General features: G+C 46.3%; 23 protein-coding genes and 1 pseudogene. 2 read left to right on the top strand and 22 right to left on the bottom strand.

Annotated elements, in window-relative coordinates:
* Nucleotides 1-32: 32 nt before the first annotated feature.
* The 6 genes from AC4OGX_RS06985 to AC4OGX_RS07010 all read right to left on the bottom strand — a co-directional run bounded on the left by AC4OGX_RS06985 (nt 33) and on the right by AC4OGX_RS07010 (nt 6,510).
* Complete coding sequence (locus AC4OGX_RS06985; RefSeq protein WP_216243840.1) at nt 33-320, bottom strand: co-chaperone GroES; 288 nt, start codon at nt 318-320, stop codon at nt 33-35.
* A gap of 132 nt (nt 321-452) precedes the next feature.
* A complete protein-coding gene (locus AC4OGX_RS06990) occupies nt 453-779 on the bottom strand; it encodes a hypothetical protein (protein ID WP_493329385.1) in 327 nt (108 codons plus the stop codon).
* Nucleotides 780-862: 83 nt separating this feature from the next.
* On the bottom strand, nt 863-1,642 hold the full coding sequence (gene codY / locus AC4OGX_RS06995; protein ID WP_493329387.1) for a GTP-sensing pleiotropic transcriptional regulator CodY: 780 nt from the start codon (nt 1,640-1,642) through the stop codon (nt 863-865).
* 115 nt (nt 1,643-1,757) lie between these two features.
* On the bottom strand, nt 1,758-3,830 hold the full coding sequence (topA, locus tag AC4OGX_RS07000) for a type I DNA topoisomerase (RefSeq protein WP_493329388.1): 2,073 nt from the start codon (nt 3,828-3,830) through the stop codon (nt 1,758-1,760).
* A 56-nt stretch (nt 3,831-3,886) separates the two neighbouring features.
* The gene (gene dprA, locus AC4OGX_RS07005) at nt 3,887-4,972 is read right to left on the bottom strand and encodes a DNA-processing protein DprA (RefSeq protein WP_493329390.1); all 1,086 of its coding nucleotides are present in this window, start codon (nt 4,970-4,972) and stop codon (nt 3,887-3,889) included.
* A 5-nt stretch (nt 4,973-4,977) separates the two neighbouring features.
* Nucleotides 4,978-6,510, bottom strand: a complete 1,533-nt coding sequence (locus tag AC4OGX_RS07010; RefSeq protein ID WP_493329392.1) for a YifB family Mg chelatase-like AAA ATPase — start codon at nt 6,508-6,510, stop codon at nt 4,978-4,980.
* 296 nt (nt 6,511-6,806) lie between these two features.
* Here AC4OGX_RS07010 and sigK point away from each other — a divergent pair, with 296 nt between their 5' ends.
* The gene (sigK, locus tag AC4OGX_RS07015; RefSeq protein ID WP_493329394.1) at nt 6,807-7,424 is read left to right on the top strand and encodes an RNA polymerase sporulation sigma factor SigK; all 618 of its coding nucleotides are present in this window, start codon (nt 6,807-6,809) and stop codon (nt 7,422-7,424) included.
* A 169-nt stretch (nt 7,425-7,593) separates the two neighbouring features.
* On the opposite strand, the gene AC4OGX_RS07020 is transcribed toward sigK, so the two are convergent.
* The 8 genes and pseudogenes from AC4OGX_RS07020 to mtaB form a co-directional block, all read right to left on the bottom strand.
* Nucleotides 7,594-8,820 (bottom strand): peptidase U32 family protein, encoded by a 1,227-nt coding sequence (locus AC4OGX_RS07020; protein WP_493329395.1) that lies wholly within the window; start codon nt 8,818-8,820, stop codon nt 7,594-7,596.
* Nucleotides 8,821-8,866: 46 nt separating this feature from the next.
* Complete coding sequence (locus AC4OGX_RS07025) at nt 8,867-9,511, bottom strand: O-methyltransferase (RefSeq protein ID WP_493329397.1); 645 nt, start codon at nt 9,509-9,511, stop codon at nt 8,867-8,869.
* Between the two features lie 3 nt (nt 9,512-9,514).
* On the bottom strand, nt 9,515-11,185 hold the full coding sequence (locus tag AC4OGX_RS07030) for a ribonuclease J (protein ID WP_493329398.1): 1,671 nt from the start codon (nt 11,183-11,185) through the stop codon (nt 9,515-9,517).
* Between the two features lie 98 nt (nt 11,186-11,283).
* Complete coding sequence (locus AC4OGX_RS07035; RefSeq protein WP_493329399.1) at nt 11,284-11,745, bottom strand: Fur family transcriptional regulator; 462 nt, start codon at nt 11,743-11,745, stop codon at nt 11,284-11,286.
* Nucleotides 11,746-11,800: 55 nt separating this feature from the next.
* Nucleotides 11,801-12,061 carry a DUF1292 domain-containing protein gene (locus AC4OGX_RS07040; protein WP_493329401.1) on the bottom strand — a complete coding sequence of 87 codons (261 nt, stop codon included), beginning with the start codon at nt 12,059-12,061 and terminating at the stop codon, nt 11,801-11,803.
* A gap of 51 nt (nt 12,062-12,112) precedes the next feature.
* Complete coding sequence (ruvX, locus tag AC4OGX_RS07045) at nt 12,113-12,565, bottom strand: Holliday junction resolvase RuvX (RefSeq protein WP_493329485.1); 453 nt, start codon at nt 12,563-12,565, stop codon at nt 12,113-12,115.
* A gap of 5 nt (nt 12,566-12,570) precedes the next feature.
* Nucleotides 12,571-12,822 (bottom strand): annotated as a pseudogene (locus AC4OGX_RS07050) (IreB family regulatory phosphoprotein); the annotation flags it as partial.
* 106 nt (nt 12,823-12,928) lie between these two features.
* Nucleotides 12,929-14,320 (bottom strand): tRNA (N(6)-L-threonylcarbamoyladenosine(37)-C(2))-methylthiotransferase MtaB, encoded by a 1,392-nt coding sequence (mtaB, locus tag AC4OGX_RS07055; RefSeq protein ID WP_493329403.1) that lies wholly within the window; start codon nt 14,318-14,320, stop codon nt 12,929-12,931.
* Nucleotides 14,321-14,439: 119 nt separating this feature from the next.
* On the opposite strand from mtaB, the gene AC4OGX_RS07060 reads away from it, so the two are divergent.
* Complete coding sequence (locus tag AC4OGX_RS07060; protein WP_493329405.1) at nt 14,440-14,676, top strand: HPr family phosphocarrier protein; 237 nt, start codon at nt 14,440-14,442, stop codon at nt 14,674-14,676.
* Between the two features lie 104 nt (nt 14,677-14,780).
* Here AC4OGX_RS07060 and thiI read toward each other — a convergent pair whose 3' ends face one another.
* The 8 genes from thiI to moaC all read right to left on the bottom strand — a co-directional run bounded on the left by thiI (nt 14,781) and on the right by moaC (nt 22,787).
* Nucleotides 14,781-15,965 carry a tRNA uracil 4-sulfurtransferase ThiI gene (thiI, locus tag AC4OGX_RS07065; protein WP_493329406.1) on the bottom strand — a complete coding sequence of 395 codons (1,185 nt, stop codon included), beginning with the start codon at nt 15,963-15,965 and terminating at the stop codon, nt 14,781-14,783.
* Nucleotides 15,966-16,103: 138 nt separating this feature from the next.
* Nucleotides 16,104-17,261: a cysteine desulfurase family protein gene (locus AC4OGX_RS07070; protein WP_493329408.1), complete on the bottom strand. Its 1,158-nt coding sequence runs from the start codon at nt 17,259-17,261 to the stop codon at nt 16,104-16,106.
* A gap of 40 nt (nt 17,262-17,301) precedes the next feature.
* A complete protein-coding gene (locus tag AC4OGX_RS07075) occupies nt 17,302-18,039 on the bottom strand; it encodes a 16S rRNA (uracil(1498)-N(3))-methyltransferase (RefSeq protein WP_493329409.1) in 738 nt (245 codons plus the stop codon).
* 11 nt (nt 18,040-18,050) lie between these two features.
* Nucleotides 18,051-19,004 carry a 50S ribosomal protein L11 methyltransferase gene (gene prmA / locus AC4OGX_RS07080; protein WP_493329410.1) on the bottom strand — a complete coding sequence of 318 codons (954 nt, stop codon included), beginning with the start codon at nt 19,002-19,004 and terminating at the stop codon, nt 18,051-18,053.
* On the bottom strand, nt 19,001-20,380 hold the full coding sequence (locus AC4OGX_RS07085; protein ID WP_493329412.1) for an MATE family efflux transporter: 1,380 nt from the start codon (nt 20,378-20,380) through the stop codon (nt 19,001-19,003). The genes prmA and AC4OGX_RS07085 overlap by 4 nt, the downstream gene beginning before the upstream one ends.
* Nucleotides 20,381-20,528: 148 nt before the next feature.
* A complete protein-coding gene (locus AC4OGX_RS07090) occupies nt 20,529-21,431 on the bottom strand; it encodes a DMT family transporter (protein WP_493329414.1) in 903 nt (300 codons plus the stop codon).
* Between the two features lie 365 nt (nt 21,432-21,796).
* Nucleotides 21,797-22,321 carry a MogA/MoaB family molybdenum cofactor biosynthesis protein gene (locus AC4OGX_RS07095; RefSeq protein ID WP_493329416.1) on the bottom strand — a complete coding sequence of 175 codons (525 nt, stop codon included), beginning with the start codon at nt 22,319-22,321 and terminating at the stop codon, nt 21,797-21,799.
* Nucleotides 22,281-22,787, bottom strand: a complete 507-nt coding sequence (gene moaC / locus AC4OGX_RS07100; protein WP_493329418.1) for a cyclic pyranopterin monophosphate synthase MoaC — start codon at nt 22,785-22,787, stop codon at nt 22,281-22,283. The genes AC4OGX_RS07095 and moaC overlap by 41 nt, the downstream gene beginning before the upstream one ends.
* Nucleotides 22,788-22,884: the final 97 nt, after the last annotated feature.

Below are 22,884 nucleotides of genomic sequence, written 5' to 3' on the forward strand. Positions count from 1 at the left end.
CTGAATACGTTACTTTATAAATGTTATTAACCTTACTCTTCTACGATTGCTAAAATGTCGCTCTGTTTTACGATGATGAATTCCTCTTTATCGAGTTCTACATCTGTACCTGCATATTTGGAGTAGATGACTTTATCCCCAACCTTAACCTGCATCGTTACTTCTTTTCCATCTATATTTCCACCAGGTCCAACTGCGATAACTTCTGCTTCCTGTGGCTTCTCTTTAGCCTGGCCCGGAAGTACGATACCTGATTTTGTTGTCTCTTCTGCTTCTAATTGTTTTAATACAATCTTGTCACCCAATGGTACTAATTTCATAGTAATTCCTCCTTAATTTTTGTTTTTATTAGCACTCATTTCTTTCGAGTGCTAACCTCATGAATATAAAATAGCACTCTGTTTCCAATTTGTCAACAGACTTTCTCATTTTTTATATTTAGTTTATAAACGTTATTTTCTCTTAACAGGACGCTTCACACCCGAGACGTTATAAAAACCATTTTTAATCTTAAATACGATCATGTTGCCATACTCGCATTGATAGCGCTCCTTCACGATTCCCGTACAATACAAAAGTTCTTTCTTAGTGGAAATATAACATTGATACTTGGCATCCAGTGAGATCACAGTCAGATCATCCTCCTTTAGCAGCAAGTATATGTAATCTTCTTCCAAATCATACTTAAAAACCTGGCAATGATGTGATGTATCATCAAAAATACCATCCGCCGAAATCACGCTCTCCATCTGTAAATCTACCGGGTTCCCTTCATACATTTTTTCATGCCTCCTTCATTTTAAGAAAGGGCATCAGCTGCCTGACGCCCTCTTACAATTCCCATTATCGTGAAAATCATCTTTTATATACGTTCTTTTTTAATCTTCTCTAATTCTGTGAATACATAATCATTCAGAACTTTGATATAAGTTCCTTTCATTCCTGAAGAACGTGATTCAATGACTCCTGCACTCTCAAACTTTCTCAGTGCATTGACGATCACGGACCTTGTGATCCCGACGCGGTCTGCGATCTTACTTGCAACGAGGATTCCCTCTGTCCCATCTAGTTCTTCGAAAATATGGATGATCGCTTCCAGCTCTGAGAATGATAATGTGCTGATCGCGGACTGAACAATATGCTCTTTCCTGGTCTCCTCTGCACTTTCCTCATTCACAGAACGAAGCATCTCAAGTCCTACTACTGCTGTACCATATTCACTTAAGATAATATCATCAATCTCATATACGGAATCCTGCTTATAAATAAACAGTGTTCCGAGACGCTCTCCCGCGATATCGATCGGTGTGATGATCGCCTGATAGCCTTTGACTGCATCTGCTGAAAAACCTAACGTCTCCAGATTGACATTTTCTTTTGTTGATAAAATGCTTAAAAGACGTTCATTGAGCATTTCATCGATGTGTGAACCAACTGCTTCAGTGATCAGTTCTTTGATCCCGTCCACCTGGCTGCATTTGCTGACTCCCAGGATCTTCCCTTTTTTACTTACTACAAGGACATTGGAGTTCAGAATCTCCGTAAGGACAGCACAAATATCATTAAAGACTACCTTACTGGAATTGTTGTTATGCAGTAACTTGTTAATCTTTCTTGTCTTATCCAATAACTGTACGCTCATCGATTTCCTCCAATTCTAATTGTATATACAAATCTTTTCAATTTACTCGATACTGTTATGTTATCATACAACTTTTGAAATATCAACGTAATTTATCTAATTCTTTTCTAAATTTCTAATTCTTTTTCAAATTTCGGACATATCCGCATTTTTCGTCCGCACAAACCAGCTTATTTCCCTTTTCTAACATATAGTTTCCGCATTCCGGACACTTCTCTTTTGACGGTCTCTGCCAGGACATAAATTCGCATTCCGGATTATCCTCACAGCCATAATATTTTCTTCCCTTTTTCGTCTTGCGGATCACAACCTCTTTTCCACACAGAGGGCAGGGAACCCCGATCTTCTCCAGGTATGGCTTGGTATTCTTACATTCCGGGAATCCCGGACAGGCCAGGAACTTCCCGTGAGGTCCGTATTTGACAACCATGTTGCGGCCACATTCCTCACAGATCACATCCGTGACCTCATCCTCGATCTTAACACTCTCTAACTCTTTTTCTGCAATCTGCACAGCCTCTTCCAGATCAGGATAGAAGTTCCTGATGACTTCCTTCCATGCGACTTTGCCTTCCTCCACCATATCCAGAAGCCCTTCCATATTCGCGGTAAAGTTCTCATCCACGATACTTGGGAAGGATTGTTTCATAATATTATTGACAACTTCACCAATTTCCGTGATATACAGATTCTTGGCCTCTTTTGTGATGTAGCGGCGCCCCAGAATTGTTGAAATTGTCGGTGCATAAGTACTTGGACGTCCAATTCCCAATTCTTCCAATGTCTTGACCAGTGTCGCCTCTGTAAAGTGTGCCGGCGGCTGTGTGAAATGCTGCTTTGTATCAAAGCTCTCTTTCTTAAGCTCCGTATCCAGGCTCAGTCCGTTGACTAAAACATTGCTCTCTTCCTTCTCTTCGTCTGCCTCAGTATAGACACTCCTAAACCCATCAAAGACGATCTTGGAGGTAGCCACAGTAAACCGATAGCTTCCCGCGGAAATCTTGACAGAGATCGTTTCATACTTTGCAGGCTGCATTCTGCTTGCCACAAAACGCTTCCAGATCAGCTGGTATAAACGGAGCTGGTCCCTGGAAAGGGATTCCTTTAAGGAAGCAGGTGTCCTGCTGATATCAGTAGGACGGATGGCTTCATGGGCATCCTGAATCTTCTTTTCCGTCTTCTTTGCGGCAGTACCCGCTGCTACATACTCTTTTCCATACTGCGCTTCGATATACTGCCTTGCATTTTCGTCTGCTTCTTCGGAAATTCTTGTGGAATCGGTACGCAGATATGTGATCACACCGACGGTGCCGTTCCCCTTGATGTCAATCCCTTCATACAGCTGCTGCGCGATACGCATGGTCTTCTGGGTTCCGAAGTTCAGTACCTTGGCTGCTTCCTGCTGCAGGGTACTGGTTGTAAACGGCAGAGGTGCCTTACGGATGCGCTCTCCCTTCCTGACATCTGCTACCTGATATTCTTCATTTTCAATCTCTTTTACGATCTCATCCAGCTGCTCCTTGGAGCTGATCGTGATCTTCTGATTCTCGGTCCCATAGAACTTTGCTGTCAAAGGGCGCTTTTCTCCTTTGACATGAAGGATCGCATCCAGGGTCCAGTACTCCTCCGGTATGAATGCATCGATCTCCGCTTCCCGGTCTGCGATCAGACGCAGTGCAACAGACTGCACTCTTCCGGCACTTAAACCTCTCTTTACCTTTGCCCACAGTACAGGGCTGATGCGGTATCCTACCATTCTGTCCAGGATACGGCGTGCCTGCTGCGCATCTACCAGGTTCATATCAATTCCCCTGGGTGCTTTTAGGGATGCCTTCACTGCATTTTTCGTGATCTCGTTGAAGGTGATTCGGCGCATTTTCTTATCATCCAGTTTCAGCGCAGTCGCTAAATGCCAGGATATCGCCTCCCCTTCGCGGTCGGGGTCAGTTGCGAGATATACTTTATCGGCTTTCTTTGCCTCTTTGCGCAGGTTTGCAAGGATGTCGCCCTTTCCCCGAATTGTGATATACTTCGGCTCGTAGTCGTGTTCCACATCTATTCCAAGCTGGCTCTTTGGCAGGTCACGGACATGTCCGTTTGATGCCGCAACAGAATAGCTGCTCCCCAGGAACTTCTTAATCGTCTTCACCTTAGCGGGTGACTCCACAATAACCAGATAATGTGCCATAAAAATTCTTTCCTCCACCTGTTCCGGCAGCCTGTATTAAGAGCGGCCGGACATATCTACTCTTTCAGCTTTACATAATAATTCTTTGATACTTCTCTTATATATCCCTTTAATTCCAATGAAACCAGGACCTCCATGACCTCATTTGCGCTTAATAAGGTTTCTTCGATCAGCTGGCTTACATTCCTGGGATACAAACCAAGCAAACTATACACCATATTTTCTGTAGTTTCAAGCACTTTTTTATTTTTGTCTGTTTTTAACATTTCAAAACCACCCGAAATCTGTAGTTCCTCCAGCAGCATTTCCGGGGATAAAAGAATTCCCGCCCCCTGCCGGATCAGATGATTACAGCCCTGACTCAAGCTGCTGTTCACAGGCCCGGGAAGGGCGTAAACATCCCTTCCCTGCTCCAGTGCCATGTCTGCTGTGATCAGCGAACCGCTCTTTTGTCTTGCCTCCATGACCAGCACTACATCGGACAATCCGCTGATGATCCGGTTGCGTCTCGGGAAATTCTGCGGAACAGGCGGCGTTCCCGGGACAAATTCCGACAGGATTCCGCCTCCGTGCTCTAAGATGTCATGGTACAGACCAGTATGTTCTTTTGGGTAACAGATATCCACACCGCACCCCAGGACCGAAAAGGTCCGGCCGGCTCCCATAAGCGCCCCCCGCTGGCTGGCCCCGTCAATTCCCCGGGCCAGCCCGCTGACGATCTGTACCCCGCAGGCGGCAAGCTTCTCACCGAACTCCAGCGCATATTTTTCCCCATACGCCGTACATTTTCTGGCCCCTACGATGGCGGCGGTCTTCCGATCCTCCTCCGGCAGTTTTCCTTTGACATAAACAGCATAGGGCGGTGAAGGGATTTCCCTCAATTTTTTGGGATACAGCTCAAAAAAGTACGGAATAAAGCGGATCGCATCTCTTTTCAGCTCCTCATACCGTTCCTCCAGATCCGTTGTTTTTTGTGCCTGTCTGATAATATGGACATCTTCTTCATTTAAGAACTTCTGCTGTCTTAATTTTGTTTCTTCTATATAAAAGATATGCTTTCCGGTCCCCAGCTGCTCCCGCAAAAGATACTTCTTGCGATCCGTTACATGAGGAATGGAAGCAAACCAATATTCGTATTTCATATCCGTCACCTCCCCCAGTATTTCTTATCCATTGTCCGATAACCGATGGCCTCTTTGATATGCTTTTCTCTGATTCTGTCTGCCCCCTCCAGATCAGCAATCGTCCTGGCAACCTTCAAAATCTTATGATAAGTCCTGGCAGTCAGCCGGAGTGAGGCAAAAGCCTGTTCCATCAGCAGATTTTCTTTCCTGCCCAGGCTGCAGTAAGTATCCAGCTCCTTTACGTCGAGCATAGCATTGGAAATGATAGCGGTGCCTGCATACCGCTGGTTCTGGATTTCCCTGGCAAGGCACACTCTTTCCCGGATCTGCGCCGAGCTTTCCTGCTTTTTACTGCTTTTCAATGCCTTGTATTTTACCTTGGGTGCCTCCACACAGATGTCCATACGGTCCAGGAAGGGCTGGCTGATCTTCCCCAGATAGTTCTGGATCTGCCCCGGTGTACAGGTGCATCTCTCGAAATCCGGGTAGCATCCGCAGGGACAGGGATTCATGGCCGAGACAAGCATAAAATTGGCCGGAAATATGTAATTGCCGCATGATCTTGAGATCCTGATCTGGTGCTCCTCCAGGGGCTGTCGCAGCACCTCCAGAACGGCCTTCTGAAATTCCGGCAGTTCATCCAAAAACAGGACCCCGCCGTGGGCCAGGCTGATCTCTCCTGGTGCGGGAATCAGGCCGCCCCCGATCAATGCCGCTTTGGTTGCCGTATGATGCACACTGCGAAACGGCCTTTGTCTGATCAAAGGAGCTTCTTTATCAACCAGTCCCATTATGCTGTAAACCTTGGTGATCTCCATACTCTCTTCCATAGTCATCGGAGGGAAGATACTGGGGATACGTTTCGCCACCATGGATTTCCCGCTTCCTGGAGGCCCTACAAGCAAAAGATTATGTCCTCCTGCCACAGCAACCTCTGCTGCCCTCTTGACAGCCTCCTGGCCCTGGACATCGCTGTAATCAAGCATTTGAGCATCCTTCTCACAGGCCTTTTCCACCGGATGCGGCTGCGCTTCTATCTTTTTACTGCCAGCTAAAAAACAAAATGCCTCCCCTAAACTTCTCACTCCAATGACCTGTATCCCATCGACGAGCGCGCCCTCCGGTGCATTTGCCAAGGGAACCATACAGATAGGGATCCCTGCATTTCTTGCCTCCAAAACGACGGGCAGGATTCCCGGAACCTTCTGCACACATCCATCCAGGCTCAATTCCCCGATCAGCAGCATTTTCCCAACACTTTCCTGACTTAGCTGTCCCAGGGAAACCAGGATGGACACCGCGATGGGAAGATCAAATGCTGCTCCTCTCTTACGCATTGTGGCGGGTGACAGGTTAATAACGGTCTTCTTGGCCGGAAAATCCAGGCCGGAATTGCGGATCGCGGTCCGCACCCGCTCCGCGGCCTCCTTCACCTCTGACGAAAGATATCCTACCATATGAAACGCAGGAAGCCCATTGCTCACATCTGCCTCCACATGGATAAACTCGACCTTAAGCCCCTGTATGGATGCTGATAAAACTGTGCTAAAACTCATTCACACACTCCTCTCTAAAGTATGAACTGAAAATAAAAAGTAAATAAAACTGAATTGAAATTATGACCGAAACGGTCAGATTTCAGATCTGCTGAACCGGAAAATGGAAATTTCCAGAACTGATAGGACTATCATATTCCTTCTTCCCATAGATGTCAATTCCGAATTTCTGAAAACTTTCATGAGATTCTAAAAAAAGAATAAACTAAGCCCTCCCTGTCCTTCTTTCCTGTGGAAAAGCACAATTTCGCAAGCTTTCACATAGACTATATCAAATGTGCTAAGAGGTGCTGTTCTTGAAATCTTTTCCCAATCCCCTCACGCCATCGGAAGAAAAATATTACATGCAAAAATATACAGAGGGCGACCTTCAGGCAAAACATGTCTTAATCGAACGAAATCTGCGGCTCGTTGCACATGTCATCAAAAAATATCAATATCTGGACGAAGACCCCGAAGATCTTATTTCCATAGGAACCATCGGCCTGATCAAGGCCGTTGTGACTTTTAATCCTGATAAAGGGAACCGCCTTGCCGCCTATGCATCGAAATGTGTTGAAAATGAAATTTTAATGTATTTACGTGCCAAGAAGAAAACAAACAAAGAAATCTCACTGTACGAGCCTATCGGTACTGACCGGGAGGGAAACGAGATCAAGCTGTACGATATCATTGAAACACAAGACGAGGATGTGCCGGAGAAAATACATCTAAAGGAAAACATACAAAAGCTTTATGAAAAGGTGGAGAATGAGCTTTCGGACAGGGAACGGCTGGTGCTTAAGATGCGGTATGGACTTTATAACGGAGAGGAATATACGCAAAAAGAGATTGCGCGTCAGATGGGGATATCACGGTCTTATGTATCCCGAATCGAAAAAAGTGCGATCGAGAAGCTGCGGGAATTTTTTTAGCGGATGGGACGCCAAGTCCAAGAGGCACTGTGTCGGATGTCCAAGCAGGAGGGGGTGGGGCGAAGGACTTGGCTGGGTGCATCCGGCAGGGAGGTCCCGCGGCTTTCTTTGGAAAGCGCGGGAAGTGCAATGGGATGTTTACTGGCAGAATTAATATTAATGATATAAGCTAGTCCTCGCGTCTTCTTAGGATGTCGTATGGTTCGGCCTTCTGATCCAATGCGATGTACAGGACTTGTTTGGGGTGCGGAGCACTATCCTGGGACTCGCCTTCTTCGTTTAGGATTTTTAGAACTTTGGTTTCGATATTTTCACCGTTTGGCTTCATGATTTCGATGGTTTCGCCTACGGTGAATTTGTTTCTTTGTTCTATGCGGTAGAGATCTTCTTTTTCTTCGCCTATGATCCCTAAGTAGGTGTATTCTTTGACGTAGGTGTTGCTGTCGTAGATCTGAGTAGTCTCGTCGGGTTTACCAAAGAAGAAGCCGGTAGTGAACTGACGGTAGGTACAATTGGATATCTGCTCAAGGTACCAGGGAATGTTTTTCTGGTAGAGGGCAGGGTCCTTCTGGTAATCGTCTATTGCTTTTCTGTAGGTCCGGGCTACAGTGGCTACATAGAGGGCTGTTTTCATTCGTCCCTCGATCTTGAGGCTGTCGATTCCGGCCTCCAAAAGCTCTGGGATATGCTCGATCATGCAGAGGTCCTTGGAATTGAAGATGTAAGTCCCTCTTTCGTTTTCATAAACAGGCATATATTCTCCCGGCCTTGTTTCCTCCACCACAGCATATTTCCAGCGGCACGGGTGTGTGCAGGCTCCCTGATTTGCATCACGGCCTGTAAAGTAATTACTGAGCAGACAGCGGCCGGAATAGGAGATACACATGGCACCGTGGACAAAGGTCTCTATCTCTAAATCCTCCGGGATATTTGCACGGAGTTCTTTGAGTTCTTCCAGGGACAGCTCTCTTGCAGAAACGACACGGCTCGCCCCCTGCTTATACCAGAAATTATAGGTGCCGTAATTGGTATTGTTAGCCTGGGTGCTGATATGGCGCTCAATCTCAGGGCATACTTCCTTCGCGATCTCGAATACGCCGGGATCTGCTATGATCAACGCATCCGGCCTGATCTCTTTTAATTCTTTAAAATACTCGCGCACTCCCTCTAAGTCGCTGTTGTGGGCCAGGATGTTGGCCGTTACATAAACCTTGACATCGTGCTCATGGGCAAACGCGATTCCCTCACGCATGTCCTCCATGGAAAAATTCTTTGCTTTTGCACGCAGTCCAAAGGCTTCACCGCCGATGTATACTGCATCCGCGCCGAAGATGACTGCTGTCTTTAAAACCTCCAGGCTGCTTGCCGGGATTAATAACTCTGGGTGTCTTGCCATATTTTATCCTTTCTTTCTCTGATGTTGATGCTCAAAAAACATCCTTCTATCTTTTCTTCGTGCTGACCGCAGCTCCATCCCCTAAGGGCAGGATTGCTGTGATCAGCTCCTCATGATGCTTTAACTCATACAGATACTCCCGCATCCGGCTGTGGATCGTACGGTTGCGGCGTTCCACCGCAAAGCGCGATTCGATGATATCTCCATCCTGGAGCACATTGTCGGACACCAGGGTCCCTCCGGGCTCCAGTAATCTCATCACCTCCGGGAAATAGTGAATATACTGTCCCTTGGCAGCATCCATGAAGATAAAATCATAGCTGCCTTTCAGTGTCTTCATCACTTCCAGGGCATCCCCCTCGATGAGGGTGATCTGCTCTTCCTTCCCCGCCCGCTTAAAATTCTCACGGGCGATCGGAATCCTCTTTTCATAGTTTTCTATTGTTGTTATCCTGCACCCTTCCGGGGCACTTTCACTCATCAATAACGCAGAGAAACCTACGGCAGTCCCCACTTCGAGTATGCGCATAGGTTTTTGTATAGTTAAAAGCACCTTTAGAAAGCTTTGCATTTCTTTTCGGATAATTGGCACATACGAATCTAATGCTTCTCTTTCTATTGCTTCCAATATTTCACTATTCTCTGTCTCTAAGGAATTGATGAATGTAACGATACGTTCATCTACTATCATATCTTACACATCCACATCCATAATTATCGGAATGATCATCGGGCGTCTCTTTGTCTTCTTCCAGATATAATCATTCATGGTATCTCTGATCACAAGCTTGATCTTATTCCAGTCTGCGTGTCTGTTCTGCAGGCAGCGGTCCAGGGCATCTGAGACGACCTGTCTTGCTTCTTCCATTAAACCTTCTGACTCACGGACATATACGAATCCTCTGGAAACAATATCCGGCCCTGCAAGCAGGCGGTTGGTCCCCTTCTCCAGTGTCAGTACCACGATCAGGATTCCATCCTCTGCCAGATGCTGTCTGTCCCGAAGAACGATATTGCCCACATCTCCGACTCCAAGCCCGTCTACAAGGATGGCTCCGGTATGGACCTTATCTACCACTTTCGCTTCCTGCTCACTTAATTCAAGCACATCACCTGACTGTATGATAAATACATTCTCCTTTGGGATCCCCAGTGACGTTGCGATCGCCGCGTTTGCCTTTAAGTGGCGGTATTCGCCATGCACAGGGATCGCATATTTCGGCTTCACGAGGGAGTAGATCAGCTTTAACTCTTCCTGACAGGCATGTCCTGATACGTGCGCATCCTGGAAGATAACATCTGCCCCTTTTGCCGACAGTTCATTAATCACCTTGGAAACAGACTTTTCGTTTCCAGGGATCGGGTTGGAACTGAATATGATCGTATCATTCGGCTGGATGGTCACCTTTCGGTGCACATCTGCAGCCATACGTGACAGGGCGGCCATAGATTCTCCCTGGCTTCCTGTTGTGATCAGCACCATCTTCTCCGGCGGATAATTACGCATCTGATCGATCTCGATCAGCGTATTCTCCGGTACATTCAGATACCCAAGCTCTGACGCCGTAGAAATGATATTGACCATGCTGCGTCCCTCTACCACAACCTTACGCCCGTATTTGTCCGCAGAGTTAATGATCTGCTGCACACGGTCTACATTGGACGCAAAAGTCGCGATGATGATACGGGTATTTTGATGCTCTGCAAAAATATGGTCAAAGGTGATCCCCACTGTCTTCTCTGACTGTGTAAATCCTCTTCTCTCTGCATTCGTACTGTCTGACATCAGTGCCAGCACGCCCTTCTTTCCGATCTCCGCAAAACGCTGAAGGTCGATGGCATCCCCGAATACCGGAGTATAATCTACCTTAAAGTCCCCTGTATGCACGACGATCCCTGCCGGTGAATAGATGGCAAGGGCAGATGCATCCTGGATACTGTGGTTCGTCTTGATGAACTCGATCCTGAACTTTCCAAGGTTGATGGACTGTCCATGACGCACGACCTTACGCTTTGTGCTGCGCAGAAGGTTATGCTCCTTAAGCTTGTTCTCGATAATGCCCATGGTCAGTTTTGTAGTGTAGAGCGGAAGGTTCAGCTCCTTTAACACATACGGAAGAGCACCAATATGGTCCTCATGTCCATGGGTAATGACAAATCCTTTGACCTTGTCGATATTGTCTTTTAAATAAGTGACATCCGGGATAACCAGGTCGATCCCCAGCATGTCATCTGCCGGGAACGCAAGCCCGCAGTCTACTACAATAATACTGTCCTCGAATTCAAAGGCAGTAATATTCATTCCAATCTGTTCCAGGCCTCCCAACGGGATGATCCTGAGTTTTCCGTTATTTTCTTTTTTCAATAATTTTACACCTCCATGTGTTTTATGTACCTACTTTACACGCATGAAAAAAAGAGCAATCCTCCGCTGCATCCGGATAAAAGGACGGAAATGGCGGATCATTTGCTTTTACTTAAGCATTCTTTACACTGTCCGTAAAATTTAAGTTCATGGTCCAGCACATGGAATCCGGTATCCTCTTCAATGTGACGTTCCAGTTCTTCCAGAAGATCATCCTCGAAGGGCAGTACCTTTCCACATGTCCTGCATATCAGATGATGGTGGTTATGCTTGGTATCACCCTCAAATAAATGTCCGATCTCATATCTGACACACCCATCATCCAGGTTAATGCGGTCCACTAACTGCATCTCAAGAAGCAGCTGCAAAGTCCGATAGACAGTGGCCAGGCCGATATCCGGGTAGTCTTCCCTGATCAGTTCATAGATATCCTCGGCTGCCATATGACGGCCGCCGTTCTCTGCCAGTGTCTGCAGAACAAGCAGTCTCTGCCGTGTGACTTTTAATCCTTTTTCTCTTAATCTTTCCTTAAGCAGTTCCTGCACCTTTTCCTGTTTCATCGCTAAACTCCAATTCATTTGCGGTAAGTAAATCTATTGTAATGTCCTTTAGACTTTACATTTCAATGTCAACATCCTCAAGCAGCTCCTCAAATACCTTAGAAACTGCCAGAAGCTCTGTGTCGTCTTCCACGACCTCATATACACTTTCTTTGTCCTCTGCAAGGCTTGTATCCTTCAATATCAGGCATTCTGCGTCGTCGTCTTCCGAGTCTGTCACTAATATGTATACAGCCCCGTTGATCTTTGTCTGCTCTAAAATAAAAAATTCTACTGTCTCACACGTATCCTCAAAGGTAAACTTAATTTTTTCCATATAAATATCCCCTTATTCCTGCAGTCTTTTTATCCGCCCGCAGATGAGTCATCAATCCTCCATAATCGCAGGATTCTCCCTCTTCATATAGACAGAGTCAAGATATCCCTGCAGAATAAACACCGCAGCGATCTTATCGATATACTTCTTTCGGTTCTCCCGTCTTACATTACTTTCAATCAGAGTCCTCTCTGCTTCCACGGTCGTCAGTCTTTCGTCCCACATAATGACTTCCAGTCCTGTACGGCGCGTGAGCATATCCCTGAACTCTAAAGATTTCTCCGCACGTTCCCCAATATCGTTATTCATATGTTTCGGAAAACCAAGCACGATCTTCTCTACCTTGTATTCAGAAACCAGCTCCTCAATACGCGCCAGAGTGCGTCTTAACTTGTTCTCCTCTTTTCTCTGAATCGTCTCGATCCCCTGGGCCGTAAGTCCAAGTGCGTCACTGATCGCCACACCGACCGTCTTCGTCCCATAGTCCAGTCCCATAACCCGCATATTCATTATTCCCATGAATTATGCGCGATATACGCTTTTAATAATTCTTCTACTAATTCGTCTCTCTCTACCTTCATCACAAGGCTTCTTGCCCCGTTGTAACTCGTAATATAGGTAGGATCCCCTGACATAATATAACCGACGATCTGGTTCACCGGATTATATCCTTTCTCCTTCAGTGCCTTAAAAACGATCTCTAAGATATCCTTAGCGGAAATCTGCGGACCCGGCTCTACCTGAAAGAATTGGGTATTGCTTTAATCACTCATTTCTTTTCCTCCATTTTGTGTTTTTCATAATCTTGCGTTATTAGTATCATGCCAAATATCCTAGTTACAATTCTAATATAAACGTTGTCAAAATTCAATGTATAATTTGTAAATCATTTTCAATTTCAACTTTTACGATACAATTTTGTAGATTTTCCCTGCCCTCTAGTGCAATTTTCATATATTCCTTTGTATGTCCGACCTGCACTCTTCTTCCGTCCAATTCTGCCTCTTCTTCCACAAGTACTTCCACTTCTTTTCCCAAAAAGCTTTCCTCATACCTGCGGCGCTGTCTTTCATTCAGTGCAAGCAGCACATCACTTCTGGCTGCCTTCACCTGCTCCAAAACCTGGTCTTCCATCACTGCTGCTTTTGTCCCATGGCGTTTTGAATATTTGAAGATATGAGTCTCATAAAAGCCTACCTTTTCTACAAACGCGCGGGATTCCTCGAATTCCTCCTCTGTCTCTCCCGGGAAACCTGTGATCACATCCGTAGTCAGTGCAGGATTGTCAAAATATTTTCTGAGGAGCATGCATTTCTCATAGTATTCGGCGCTTGTATATCTGCGGTTCATTCTTTTTAAGGTCGCATCACATCCGCTCTGCAGGGACAGATGGAAATGAGGACACATCTTCGGCATGGAAGCAATTGCCTTTGCAAATTCCTCTGTGATGATCCTGGGCTCCAGAGAACCGAGACGGATCCTTTTGATCCCCTCCACCTCATGTACCGCTTTGATCAGAGACAAAAGAGTTTCCTCCTCTTCCTCAAAATCAATTCCATAAGAGCTTAAATGGATCCCGGTCAGGACCACCTCCTGATACCCGTTTTCTGCCAGGCGCCTCACCTCTGCCACAACATCATCCTTCCTGCGGCTTCTGACCCGCCCCCTTGCATAGGGAATGATGCAGTAGGAGCAGAACTGGTTGCATCCGTCCTGCACCTTGATGTACGCCCTTGTATGTTCTCCCGTCCTGGAGAGGTGGAGCTCTTCGTATTCCTTCGTATGGTTGATATCGATCAGCTCCATACAGGGCCCCTCATGGCTGTCCTTTTCTTCCCGGTCAGGTATTGTCAAAACAGAGCCGGTATTTGTTTCCGTCTTAGTACTCATCGTTTTCGAACCTGCTTCCTGGCGGGCATGCTCATACTCTTTCAGGATACTGACCAGATCCTGCTTCTTATTATTTCCTATAACGATGTCGATGCATGGATCCACCTCCTGCTTGTCCTCCTGGGCCTGCACATAGCAGCCCGCAGCAACGACAACGGCATCCGGATTCATCTTTCTTGCCCGGTGCAGCATCTGCCTGGATTTCCGGTCGGCGATATTGGTCACGGTACAGGTGTTGATAATGTAAATATCAGCCCCTTCCTTAAATGGTACGATCTCATACCCTGCTTTCTCCAGCATTTCCTGCATCGCTTCTGTTTCATATGCATTCACTTTACATCCTAAATTGTGCAGTGCAGCTTTCTTCATAAAATTTATTCTCCTATTTCCTTGTTTTTCCTCTTTGTTTCTTGACTTTTAAACTATCATCTCGTAGAATATACATGAGGCGAAAGCCTGACTAATGTATAAATAAGGAGGGATTACCGATGAAAACAGTACAGATTTCTTTAAACTCAATCGACAAAGTAAAATCATTTGTAAATGAAATTACAAAATTTGATAATGACTTTGATTTAGTATCCGGAAGATATGTGATAGATGCCAAATCAATCATGGGAATTTTCAGCCTTGACTTATCTAAGCCAATCGAGCTGAACATTCACGCAGAAGGGAACGTTACAGATGATATCCTGGGCGCTCTTGATCCATACATCATCAAATAATATTACATTTACGTGAAAGAGCTGTCTCAAAGGAGGCAGCCCTTTTTTTGACCTTTTTTGACTGGAATCAGCCACTTTCCCTGCGAGCAAAAGCAGGCTTTATGTTAAGGTTTTACCATGATCACTTCTGTCGTGTCGATCGCAGTCTTCACCAGTTCATCGATCTTGTCCTTGAGCTTCTCCTCTGACTTCTCGATCCGCTCCAGATTTGGCTTCGTCACAGGATGCTTGGCAACAAATATGGTACAGCAGTCTTCAAACGGCTGGATAGAGGTCTCATAAGTATCTATCTTCTCTGAGATCTCCACGATCTCGCGCTTATCAAATCCGATCAGCGGACGGTATACCGGCAGCGTACATACTGCATTCGTTGCTGCAAGACTCTGCATCGTCTGGCTTGCAACCTGTCCGATGCTTTCTCCTGTAATGAGTCCAAGACAGCCCTTCTCCTTTGCAAAATGCTCGGCGATCTTCATCATATACCGCCGCATGATGATCGTTAACTCTTCATGAGGACACTTCTCATAGATGTAGAGCTGTATATCTGTAAAATTGACCACATGCAGTTCTATTGGTCCTGCATATCTGGATACCAGCTTCGCCAGATCTACGACCTTTTCCTTCGCGCGCTCGCTTGTGTACGGAGGCGCATGGAAATAGGTGGCCTTAAGCCCTACTCCGCGCTTAGAGATCATATATCCTGCAACCGGGCTGTCGATTCCCCCTGATAACAGAAGCATGGCGTTCCCGTTGGTGCCTACCGGCATTCCTCCCGGTCCCGGGATGATCTCAGAATACAGATATATCTCTTCCCGAACCTCGACATTTAAGCGGATGTCCGGGTCGTGCACGTCCACCTTCATCTCAGGAAATGCGTCCAGGATCACACCGCCCAACTCACAGTTGATCTCCATGGAGGTCATAGGATACTGCTTTCTGCTTCTGCGGGCTTCCACCTTGAAGGTCTGGTTTCCTTCCGGGTACATCTCTTTCATATATGCAAGGACATCCTTGGCAAGCTGTTCAAAGCCCTGATCCATAACACGCACGACCGGACAGATCCCCACGATGCCGAATACTCTCTTTAACGCCTCGATCGTCTCTTCATAATCATAGTCGCCCTCGCAGTCTACATACACCCTGCCCTGCGCCTTGTGTACATAGAATTCACCGTCTGCCTCCCTTAACGCAAAGCGGATCTGGCGCACCAGTGCATCCTCAAACAGATATCTGTTCTTTCCTTTTATGCCGATTTCCCCGTATTTGATCAAAAATGAATGAAATCTCATATTTCTCTCCTTTGTCTGTATGTTCCGGGCATGAATGCCCGGAACTCTTTTAATATGCCATCTGCTGTCTTCGGCCTGCCGCCGCACACAGCTTTTTTCCATATCCAGTCAAGGCCCTGTGCCTCAACCGGCTGTTCACTAACGTCTTGTATATCTTCTAAGCATTGGAACACAATTATATAACGTATCAAGTGTATAGTCAATTTCTTCCTTCGTGGTAAACTCTGACATACTGAATCTGATCGTTGCATTGAGATACTCTGTCGGCACGCCGATGCCTTTGAGTACACCGCTGACCGCCGGATGGTTGGAGGAACATGCCGATCCCGAGGAAACATAGATCCCCTTGTCCTCCAGCGTATGAAGGAGCACTTCACTGCGGATTCCGGCAAATCCCACACTGATGATGTGTGGTGCACTGTTTTCATCCGTCAGCCCATGGACCGTGGTGTTCTCAATCCCCCAAAGTCCTTCCAAAAAGTATGCTTTCAATTCTCTCATTAAAGCTATTTTTACATTCAGATCCTGATAGATCATCTGTGCAGCCAGACCCAGCCCTGCGATACCGGGAACATTTTCCGTACCGGAGCGGACATTTTTCTGCTGCTCACCGCCGAACACGATCGGTTTCACCTTGGCTCTTTCATTGATATAAATAAATCCGATCCCCTTTGGCCCATGGATCTTATGCCCGCTGGCAGTCAATAGATCGATTCCCTGGCGCTTCGGAAAAATGTAGTATTTTCCAAATCCCTGCACCGCATCAGAATGGAACAGGATGGAGGGATTATACCTTTTTACGATCTGCACCGCTTCATTGATCGGCTGCACAGAGCCCACTTCGTTATTCACATACATGATAGATACCAAGATCGTCTCCGGACACAACGCCTCTTTCAGCGCTTCCAATTTTACTCTTCCGTTCACATCCACGGGAAGGTATGTGACCCGGAAGCCTTCTTCCTCTTCCAGATATCTCATCGTATTCAGAATAGCAGGGTGCTCGATCGCCGTTGTGATCAAATGGTTTCCCGCTCTTCTGTTCGCCCTTGCACATCCGATCAGTGCAAGATTATCGCTCTCTGTTCCGCCTGAGGTAAAAAAGATCTCTTTTTGGTTTACCTTTAAGATCCTTGCCAGCCTTTCCTTTGCCTCTTTGACATAATGTTCCGCATCCACACCCTTCCGGTGCATGGAGGACGGATTGCCGTAATCCTGACACATCACTCTATAAACCAAATCCCCGACTTCCGGATAACATCTGGTCGTTGCCGAATTGTCCAAATAAACTTCCATAATATTCTTCCTTTACTAATTCTTATTAATACAATATGCTTTATTGCTCAAGTTGGAACATTAATATGGAAAGTACGGCTAGTCCTGCCGTCTCTGTGCGCAGGATCCTTTTTCCCAGCGTGATCACCAGCGCACCCAGATCCGCCGCCTTTTCCACCTCTTCCTCATCAAAGCCGCCCTCCGGCCCGATAAAAACACCGATACTCGCTCCCGGTCTGATCCCGGAAATGATCTCTTTTGTCTTCTCCATCCCCTCTGCCATCTCATAAGGGATCAGAGAAATATCAAGTTCTTTCGCGTACTCCAGGGCTTCCCGGAAAGTCATGACAGGCTTTACCTCAGGAACAAGACTGCGTCCCGACTGCTTTGCCGCTCCCAATGCAATTAAATTCCACCTCTGAACCTTCTTTACAGCCTTCTTTTCATCTAACTTTACAACAGCACGCCTCGTTGCAACAGGCACGATCTCTCCCACACCCAGTTCTACCGCCTTCTGGATGATCAGTTCCATTTTATCCCCTTTGGGCAGTCCCTGGAACAGGATGATCCTGGAAGCCAGCTCCGAATAGCTCTTTTGTGAGGAAAGAATCTTAAGCACCGCAGTTCCCTCTTCAAAACGCTCCACTTCACATGTATAATCCGTTCCCTGTCCGTCACTGATTCCGACCTGTTCGCCCGGTTTCATGCGGAGAACATTCTTCATATGGTTGAAATCAGAACCTTCTATGAATATCTCATTCTCCCGGATCCGGGATGGCTCTGTAAAAAAATGATGCATAGCCGTCCTCCCTAATTCTTCCGTGCAGTCACAGAAACCCATTCACCCTGGCAGGTCACTTCCAGGACTTCAAGCCCGGCCTTCTCAACTGCTTTAACAACGGTCTGCTCTTTCTCATCGATGATCCCGCTTGTGATATAGATCCCGCCTTTTTTCAACTGGTTCACAATGACCGGAGTCAGGCCGACCAGAACATCTGCAAGAATGTTTGCCGCAACGATATCGTATTTCTCATATCCGACCTTGTCCTGGATCTCTTTCTCATCAATAATGTTTCCGATCATTACTTCATATTGGTCAGGACGGATGCCATTCACTTCCATGTTCTCATGAGTTGCCTCAATCGCACATGGATCAAGATCTGTCCCCACAGAATATTCCGCTCCGAATTTCAAGGCGAGCATTCCCAGTATCCCGCTTCCGCAGCCCACATCCAGGATCTTTGCCCCGGGAGATACATGCTTTCTAAGCTGTCGGATACAAAGCTGTGTCGTCTCATGCATCCCTGTCCCAAATGCCGTGCCCGGATCAATATGGATCACCATCTTGTCTTCATCCTCCGGCTTTACATCCTCCCAGGACGGGATGATCAGGATATCGTCCACATAAAATTGATGAAAATACTGCTTCCAGTTATTCACCCAGTCCACATCTTCTGTCTGGGACTCCTCGATCGTACATTCCCCCACATTCACATAAGAGGCCATGTCCTTTAACTCGGCCCTGACATTCTCAAGGAGCTGCTTCGTCTCATCCCCCTCATCCAAATAGAAGCTCAAATACGCCACTCCATCGTCCGGCTCTGCCGCCGGAAGGATATCCACGAACATCTGCTCCTTATCCGCCTGTGTCAAAGGAACCTTGTCCTCAATCTCTACCCCCTCGATTCCAAGATCCATCAGCATACTGCTGACAATGTCTTCCGCTTCTGTCGTCGTTTTTAATCTGAATTTATTCCATTTCATTCTTTTACACCCTCCTGAAATAATTTTTTTAACTTCTTCATTACATGAAAATATGCCGGTATCAAAAATAAATCTGCTGCGATCCATGCCAGGCCATTCCCCAGGCAGACCGCCTTGAATCCAAAAACAGGAACCAGCACGAATCCGACAAAGCTTCTTGCCGCCATCTCACATACCCCTGCCAGAATCGCAAAACCACTGAATCCCATCCCCTGGATCAAAAAGCGCACGATATTGACCAGTGCGAGCAGCATATAGCATACCACGGAACCAAGCAGGTACATATTAATCTGTCCAAGGAGCTCTGTCTCACCTTTACTGATAAAGAGAAATGCGATGTTTCTCCCCCATAAAAGCGTGATCCCCAAAGAAATTACAGAATATACGGCCCCGATCATCACACAGCTTTTCAGGCCTTTTCTGATACGTTCCAGCTTCTTCGCCCCCACATTCTGTCCGCCATAGGTCGCCATAGTTGATCCCATCGCATCAAACGGACATGCCAAAAGCATCTGGATCTTAGAGCCTGCCGTAACAGCCGCCACAGCCATAGAACCCAGTGAATTCACCGCAACCTGCAGTATAACACTTCCGATCGCAGTGATCGAATACTGCAGCCCCATCGGAATTCCAATCTTACAGAGAATGCTGACATAATTCTTCCTTAATACCCAGTCTTCCTTCTTCAGCCGAAGAATCGGGAAGTGCTTAAGCATATAGAAAAAGCACAAAATACCGGATACGCCCTGAGATACAACAGTTGCCCACGCAGCCCCGGCTACTCCCATATTAAAGACCACGATAAACAGGACATCCAGAACGATATTCAATAGGGAAGAGATCGTCAGGAAGATGACCGGAGTTCTGGCATCCCCCAGGGAGCGGATATACCCGGATAACAGGTTGTAAAGATATGTTGCAGGAATTCCTGCAAAAATAACTACTATATAATTGTACGCGCCGTCAATAATGTCCGCCGGTGTATTCATAAATTCCAGGATCGGCCTGCACAATATGACAGTAACGGCAGTCATGACTGCCGCAAACAGCACTGCCAAAAGCGCACTGTTCCCTACAAAGCCTCTCAGTCTGACCTCATCTCTGGCCCCGAACTTCTGTGCTACCGGAATTGCAAATCCATTGCAGACTCCCATACAGAAGCCGATGACACAAAAATTCACCGATCCTGTGGCCCCCACAGACGCAAGCGCATGCACCCCAAGAAACCTGCCAACGATCACCGTATCAGCCATATTATAAAACTGCTGGAACAAAAAACCAAAGATCATAGGCAGGGTAAACTCTAAAATCAATTTCATAGGACTGCCCTGCGTCATATCCTTCATCAACGACTTTTTCTCTGCTGTACGTTTCATCTTCATGCTCCTTATAACCTAAAAATCAAAATCTGGCTTTCCGTTCAGAAAAGCCACTCAAAAAAGCAATCCAATGTCAACTATATAACGTTTCTATACTACATGCAAGATTTTTTTCTTTCCTCTATCCTTACTCTATCCTTAGATTTTACCGCACTTTCTCCGGGATTGCCAGTATAAACAAAGTGGAAAGCACCAAGGCAAAGCCTAAGATATCCATCTTCATAAACTCTGTTCCCAGCGCTGCGGCTGCCACAGCAGTTGCAGCAACCGGTTCTACACTGGAAAACAGGCCTGCATACACCGATCCTGTGTATTTGACCGAGGTCAGATAAAAACAAAACGGAAGGATGGTTCCCACTGTAATAATCATCAAAAACGCCGCTGCCACCTGCCAGTCGATCACTGCCGGTATCCTCCACGGCCGGACTGCAGCCATTAATACAACACCGCCTGCGATCATCCCCCAGGCACTCACCGCCTCGGCAGAAAAACGCTTTAAAAGCGGTGCCGGCAGCACCCCGTAAAAGCAGGTTGTCACTGCCACCAGCATTCCTAAAAACAGACCTTTCGACGAGATCGTCAGCGTGGAGAAATCCCCATGTGTCGCAACGATCGCGATTCCCGCTGCCGCCGCGCAGACAGATAATACTTCCTTTTTACTGGGCAGGATCCTATGTACGATCGCGAAAAATACGATCAGGATCGCTGGGTTTAAATACTGGAATATGGTAGCCGTACCCGCATTCATTTCCTGAACCGCTGAAAAAAAGGTAAACTGCATCCCCATCATTCCGAGGATTCCAAACAAGACCAACCGTATCCCGTCATTTCGATCCTTCCACATACTGGTAATGTCATGCCCTTTCACCTTTGCATAAGCCAGCAGCAGTATGCCTGCTGAAATCAGCCTGTACGGCACCAGCCACTCGGACACGATTCCCTTCTCTTCAAATAAAAATTGAGCTGCCGGGCTGGTGACACCCCAAAGCACGCCCGCTAAAAAGGCATACATGCAGCCTTTCATCCTTAACTTCTTATCCTGTGTCATTTTAAAAAACCTCATATTTCTAAGGAGGCTGTTTCTGTCCTGATACAGTCAGGATACAGCCTCCCCAAGTTGTTATACTCATCTTCTTTTAAGATATTACTTATATAAACGTGATCGCTTAGTCACTATTTCGTTTCGTCAGATGTCATTTTATTTCTTTTAGATCTTATATGTTTTTTTAGAAACATTATTACATCTCCATTCTTTAATCGATCTTTTGTCATTTTTTTATTTCTTTATATTCATTTTTACGTCTGATAGCAACTATAATATTGCTTTTAAGTTTCATCCTTTATTTTAACTCTATGTTTATTTTTACAGAGCGCAGTCTGTTTTTTGAGAATTTTTCCTCTATCCTCTTCCTTTTACTTCTCTTCTGTATGACTTTTTCCTGCACTCCCGCATTCTCCGGTCAATCCTTTCATGATTTCCAGACCATGCGGAAGTGATGTAAGGATACATTCCAGATTCTCCTTCACGGCTTTGGGACTTCCCGGAAGATTTATGATTAAAGTCTCACCTCGTATCACTGAAGCTCCCCTGCTAAGCATCGCACGCGGTGTAATCTTAAGAGACTCATATCGCATGGCTTCGGCTATGCCGGGCGCATTCTTCTGTGCTACCGCCATAGTAGCCTCCGGGGTACAATCTCTTGGTGAAAATCCTGTCCCTCCTGTCGTCAGGATCAGATCCATCTTCTCCTCATCACACAGCTGGATCAGCTTCTCCTCGATCAGCTTCTGCTCATCAGGCAGTAAGACCATCTCTGCCACTTCATATCCCTGTTCTTCTACAATCTCCCGGATCAACGGTCCGCTTTTGTCCTCACGTTCCCCTGCATATCCTTTATCACTTAATGTTATAACTGCTGTTCTCCACTTTCTTTTCATGATGATATTCCCCACTCTTTCCGCCTGTTTTCCGGCATAAATAGATTTCTTTTATTTCCATGGACTTATCCAATGCTTTACACATATCATAAACCGTGAGAAGTGCCGTGCTGACTCCTGTCAGTGCCTCCATCTCCACTCCTGTCTTTCCCGTAACCTTCACAGTACAGTAACACCGTACTGCATATTCCTCCGGCAGCATCTCGAATGTCACTTTACAGTTGGTAATCGGCAGGATGTGGCACATCGGGATCAGCTCCGAAGTTCTCTTAGCACCCATGATCCCTGCGGTTGTGGCAACTCCAAGTACATCTCCTTTTCCCACAGTTCCTGCACAGATCGCTTCATATACCTCCCGGTTCACAACGATTTTTCCCGAGGCGGTAGCCTCACGGATAGTCTCACCTTTTTCCGTCACATCTACCATAAACGCTTTTCCATTTTCATCGAAATGTGTCAATCCCATTTTCCATGTTCCTCCCTGTCCTAATCCTTATCTTTTTATTCTAGCACACTAAAAATTACCTGTAAATCGAATTTAAGCGGAGCTTGGAGACGAACTT

The organism is Faecalicatena sp. (genome assembly GCF_058819085.1).

Bases quoted from the DNA above. Each gene is read 5' to 3' on its own strand.
- AC4OGX_RS07070 (WP_493329408.1), bottom strand. From the start codon at position 17,261: ATGGAAGTTTATTTGGACAATTCGGCAACGACCAGATGTTATCCGGAA.
- topA (WP_493329388.1), bottom strand. From the start codon at position 3,830: ATGGCACATTATCTGGTTATTGTGGAGTCACCCGCTAAGGTGAAGACG.
- moaC (WP_493329418.1), bottom strand. From the start codon at position 22,787: ATGGGATTGACACATTTCGATGAAAATGGAAAAGCGTTTATGGTAGAT.
- ruvX (WP_493329485.1), bottom strand. From the start codon at position 12,565: ATGCGGGTTATGGGACTGGACTATGGGACGAAGACGGTCGGTGTGGCG.
- codY (WP_493329387.1), bottom strand. From the start codon at position 1,642: ATGAGCGTACAGTTATTGGATAAGACAAGAAAGATTAACAAGTTACTG.
- AC4OGX_RS07060 (WP_493329405.1), top strand. From the start codon at position 14,440: ATGAAAACAGTACAGATTTCTTTAAACTCAATCGACAAAGTAAAATCA.
- AC4OGX_RS07040 (WP_493329401.1), bottom strand. From the start codon at position 12,061: ATGGAAAAAATTAAGTTTACCTTTGAGGATACGTGTGAGACAGTAGAA.
- AC4OGX_RS07025 (WP_493329397.1), bottom strand. From the start codon at position 9,511: ATGATAGTAGATGAACGTATCGTTACATTCATCAATTCCTTAGAGACA.
- prmA (WP_493329410.1), bottom strand. From the start codon at position 19,004: ATGAAATGGAATAAATTCAGATTAAAAACGACGACAGAAGCGGAAGAC.
- AC4OGX_RS07085 (WP_493329412.1), bottom strand. From the start codon at position 20,380: ATGAAACGTACAGCAGAGAAAAAGTCGTTGATGAAGGATATGACGCAG.
- AC4OGX_RS07075 (WP_493329409.1), bottom strand. From the start codon at position 18,039: ATGCATCATTTTTTTACAGAGCCATCCCGGATCCGGGAGAATGAGATA.
- thiI (WP_493329406.1), bottom strand. From the start codon at position 15,965: ATGAGATTTCATTCATTTTTGATCAAATACGGGGAAATCGGCATAAAA.
- AC4OGX_RS07010 (WP_493329392.1), bottom strand. From the start codon at position 6,510: ATGAGTTTTAGCACAGTTTTATCAGCATCCATACAGGGGCTTAAGGTC.
- AC4OGX_RS07095 (WP_493329416.1), bottom strand. From the start codon at position 22,321: ATGAAAAGAAAGTGGAGAACAGCAGTTATAACATTAAGTGATAAAGGA.
- AC4OGX_RS07020 (WP_493329395.1), bottom strand. From the start codon at position 8,820: ATGGCAAGACACCCAGAGTTATTAATCCCGGCAAGCAGCCTGGAGGTT.
- mtaB (WP_493329403.1), bottom strand. From the start codon at position 14,320: ATGAAGAAAGCTGCACTGCACAATTTAGGATGTAAAGTGAATGCATAT.
- AC4OGX_RS06985 (WP_216243840.1), bottom strand. From the start codon at position 320: ATGAAATTAGTACCATTGGGTGACAAGATTGTATTAAAACAATTAGAA.
- dprA (WP_493329390.1), bottom strand. From the start codon at position 4,972: ATGAAATACGAATATTGGTTTGCTTCCATTCCTCATGTAACGGATCGC.
- AC4OGX_RS06990 (WP_493329385.1), bottom strand. From the start codon at position 779: ATGTATGAAGGGAACCCGGTAGATTTACAGATGGAGAGCGTGATTTCG.
- AC4OGX_RS07090 (WP_493329414.1), bottom strand. From the start codon at position 21,431: ATGACACAGGATAAGAAGTTAAGGATGAAAGGCTGCATGTATGCCTTT.
- AC4OGX_RS07035 (WP_493329399.1), bottom strand. From the start codon at position 11,745: ATGAAACAGGAAAAGGTGCAGGAACTGCTTAAGGAAAGATTAAGAGAA.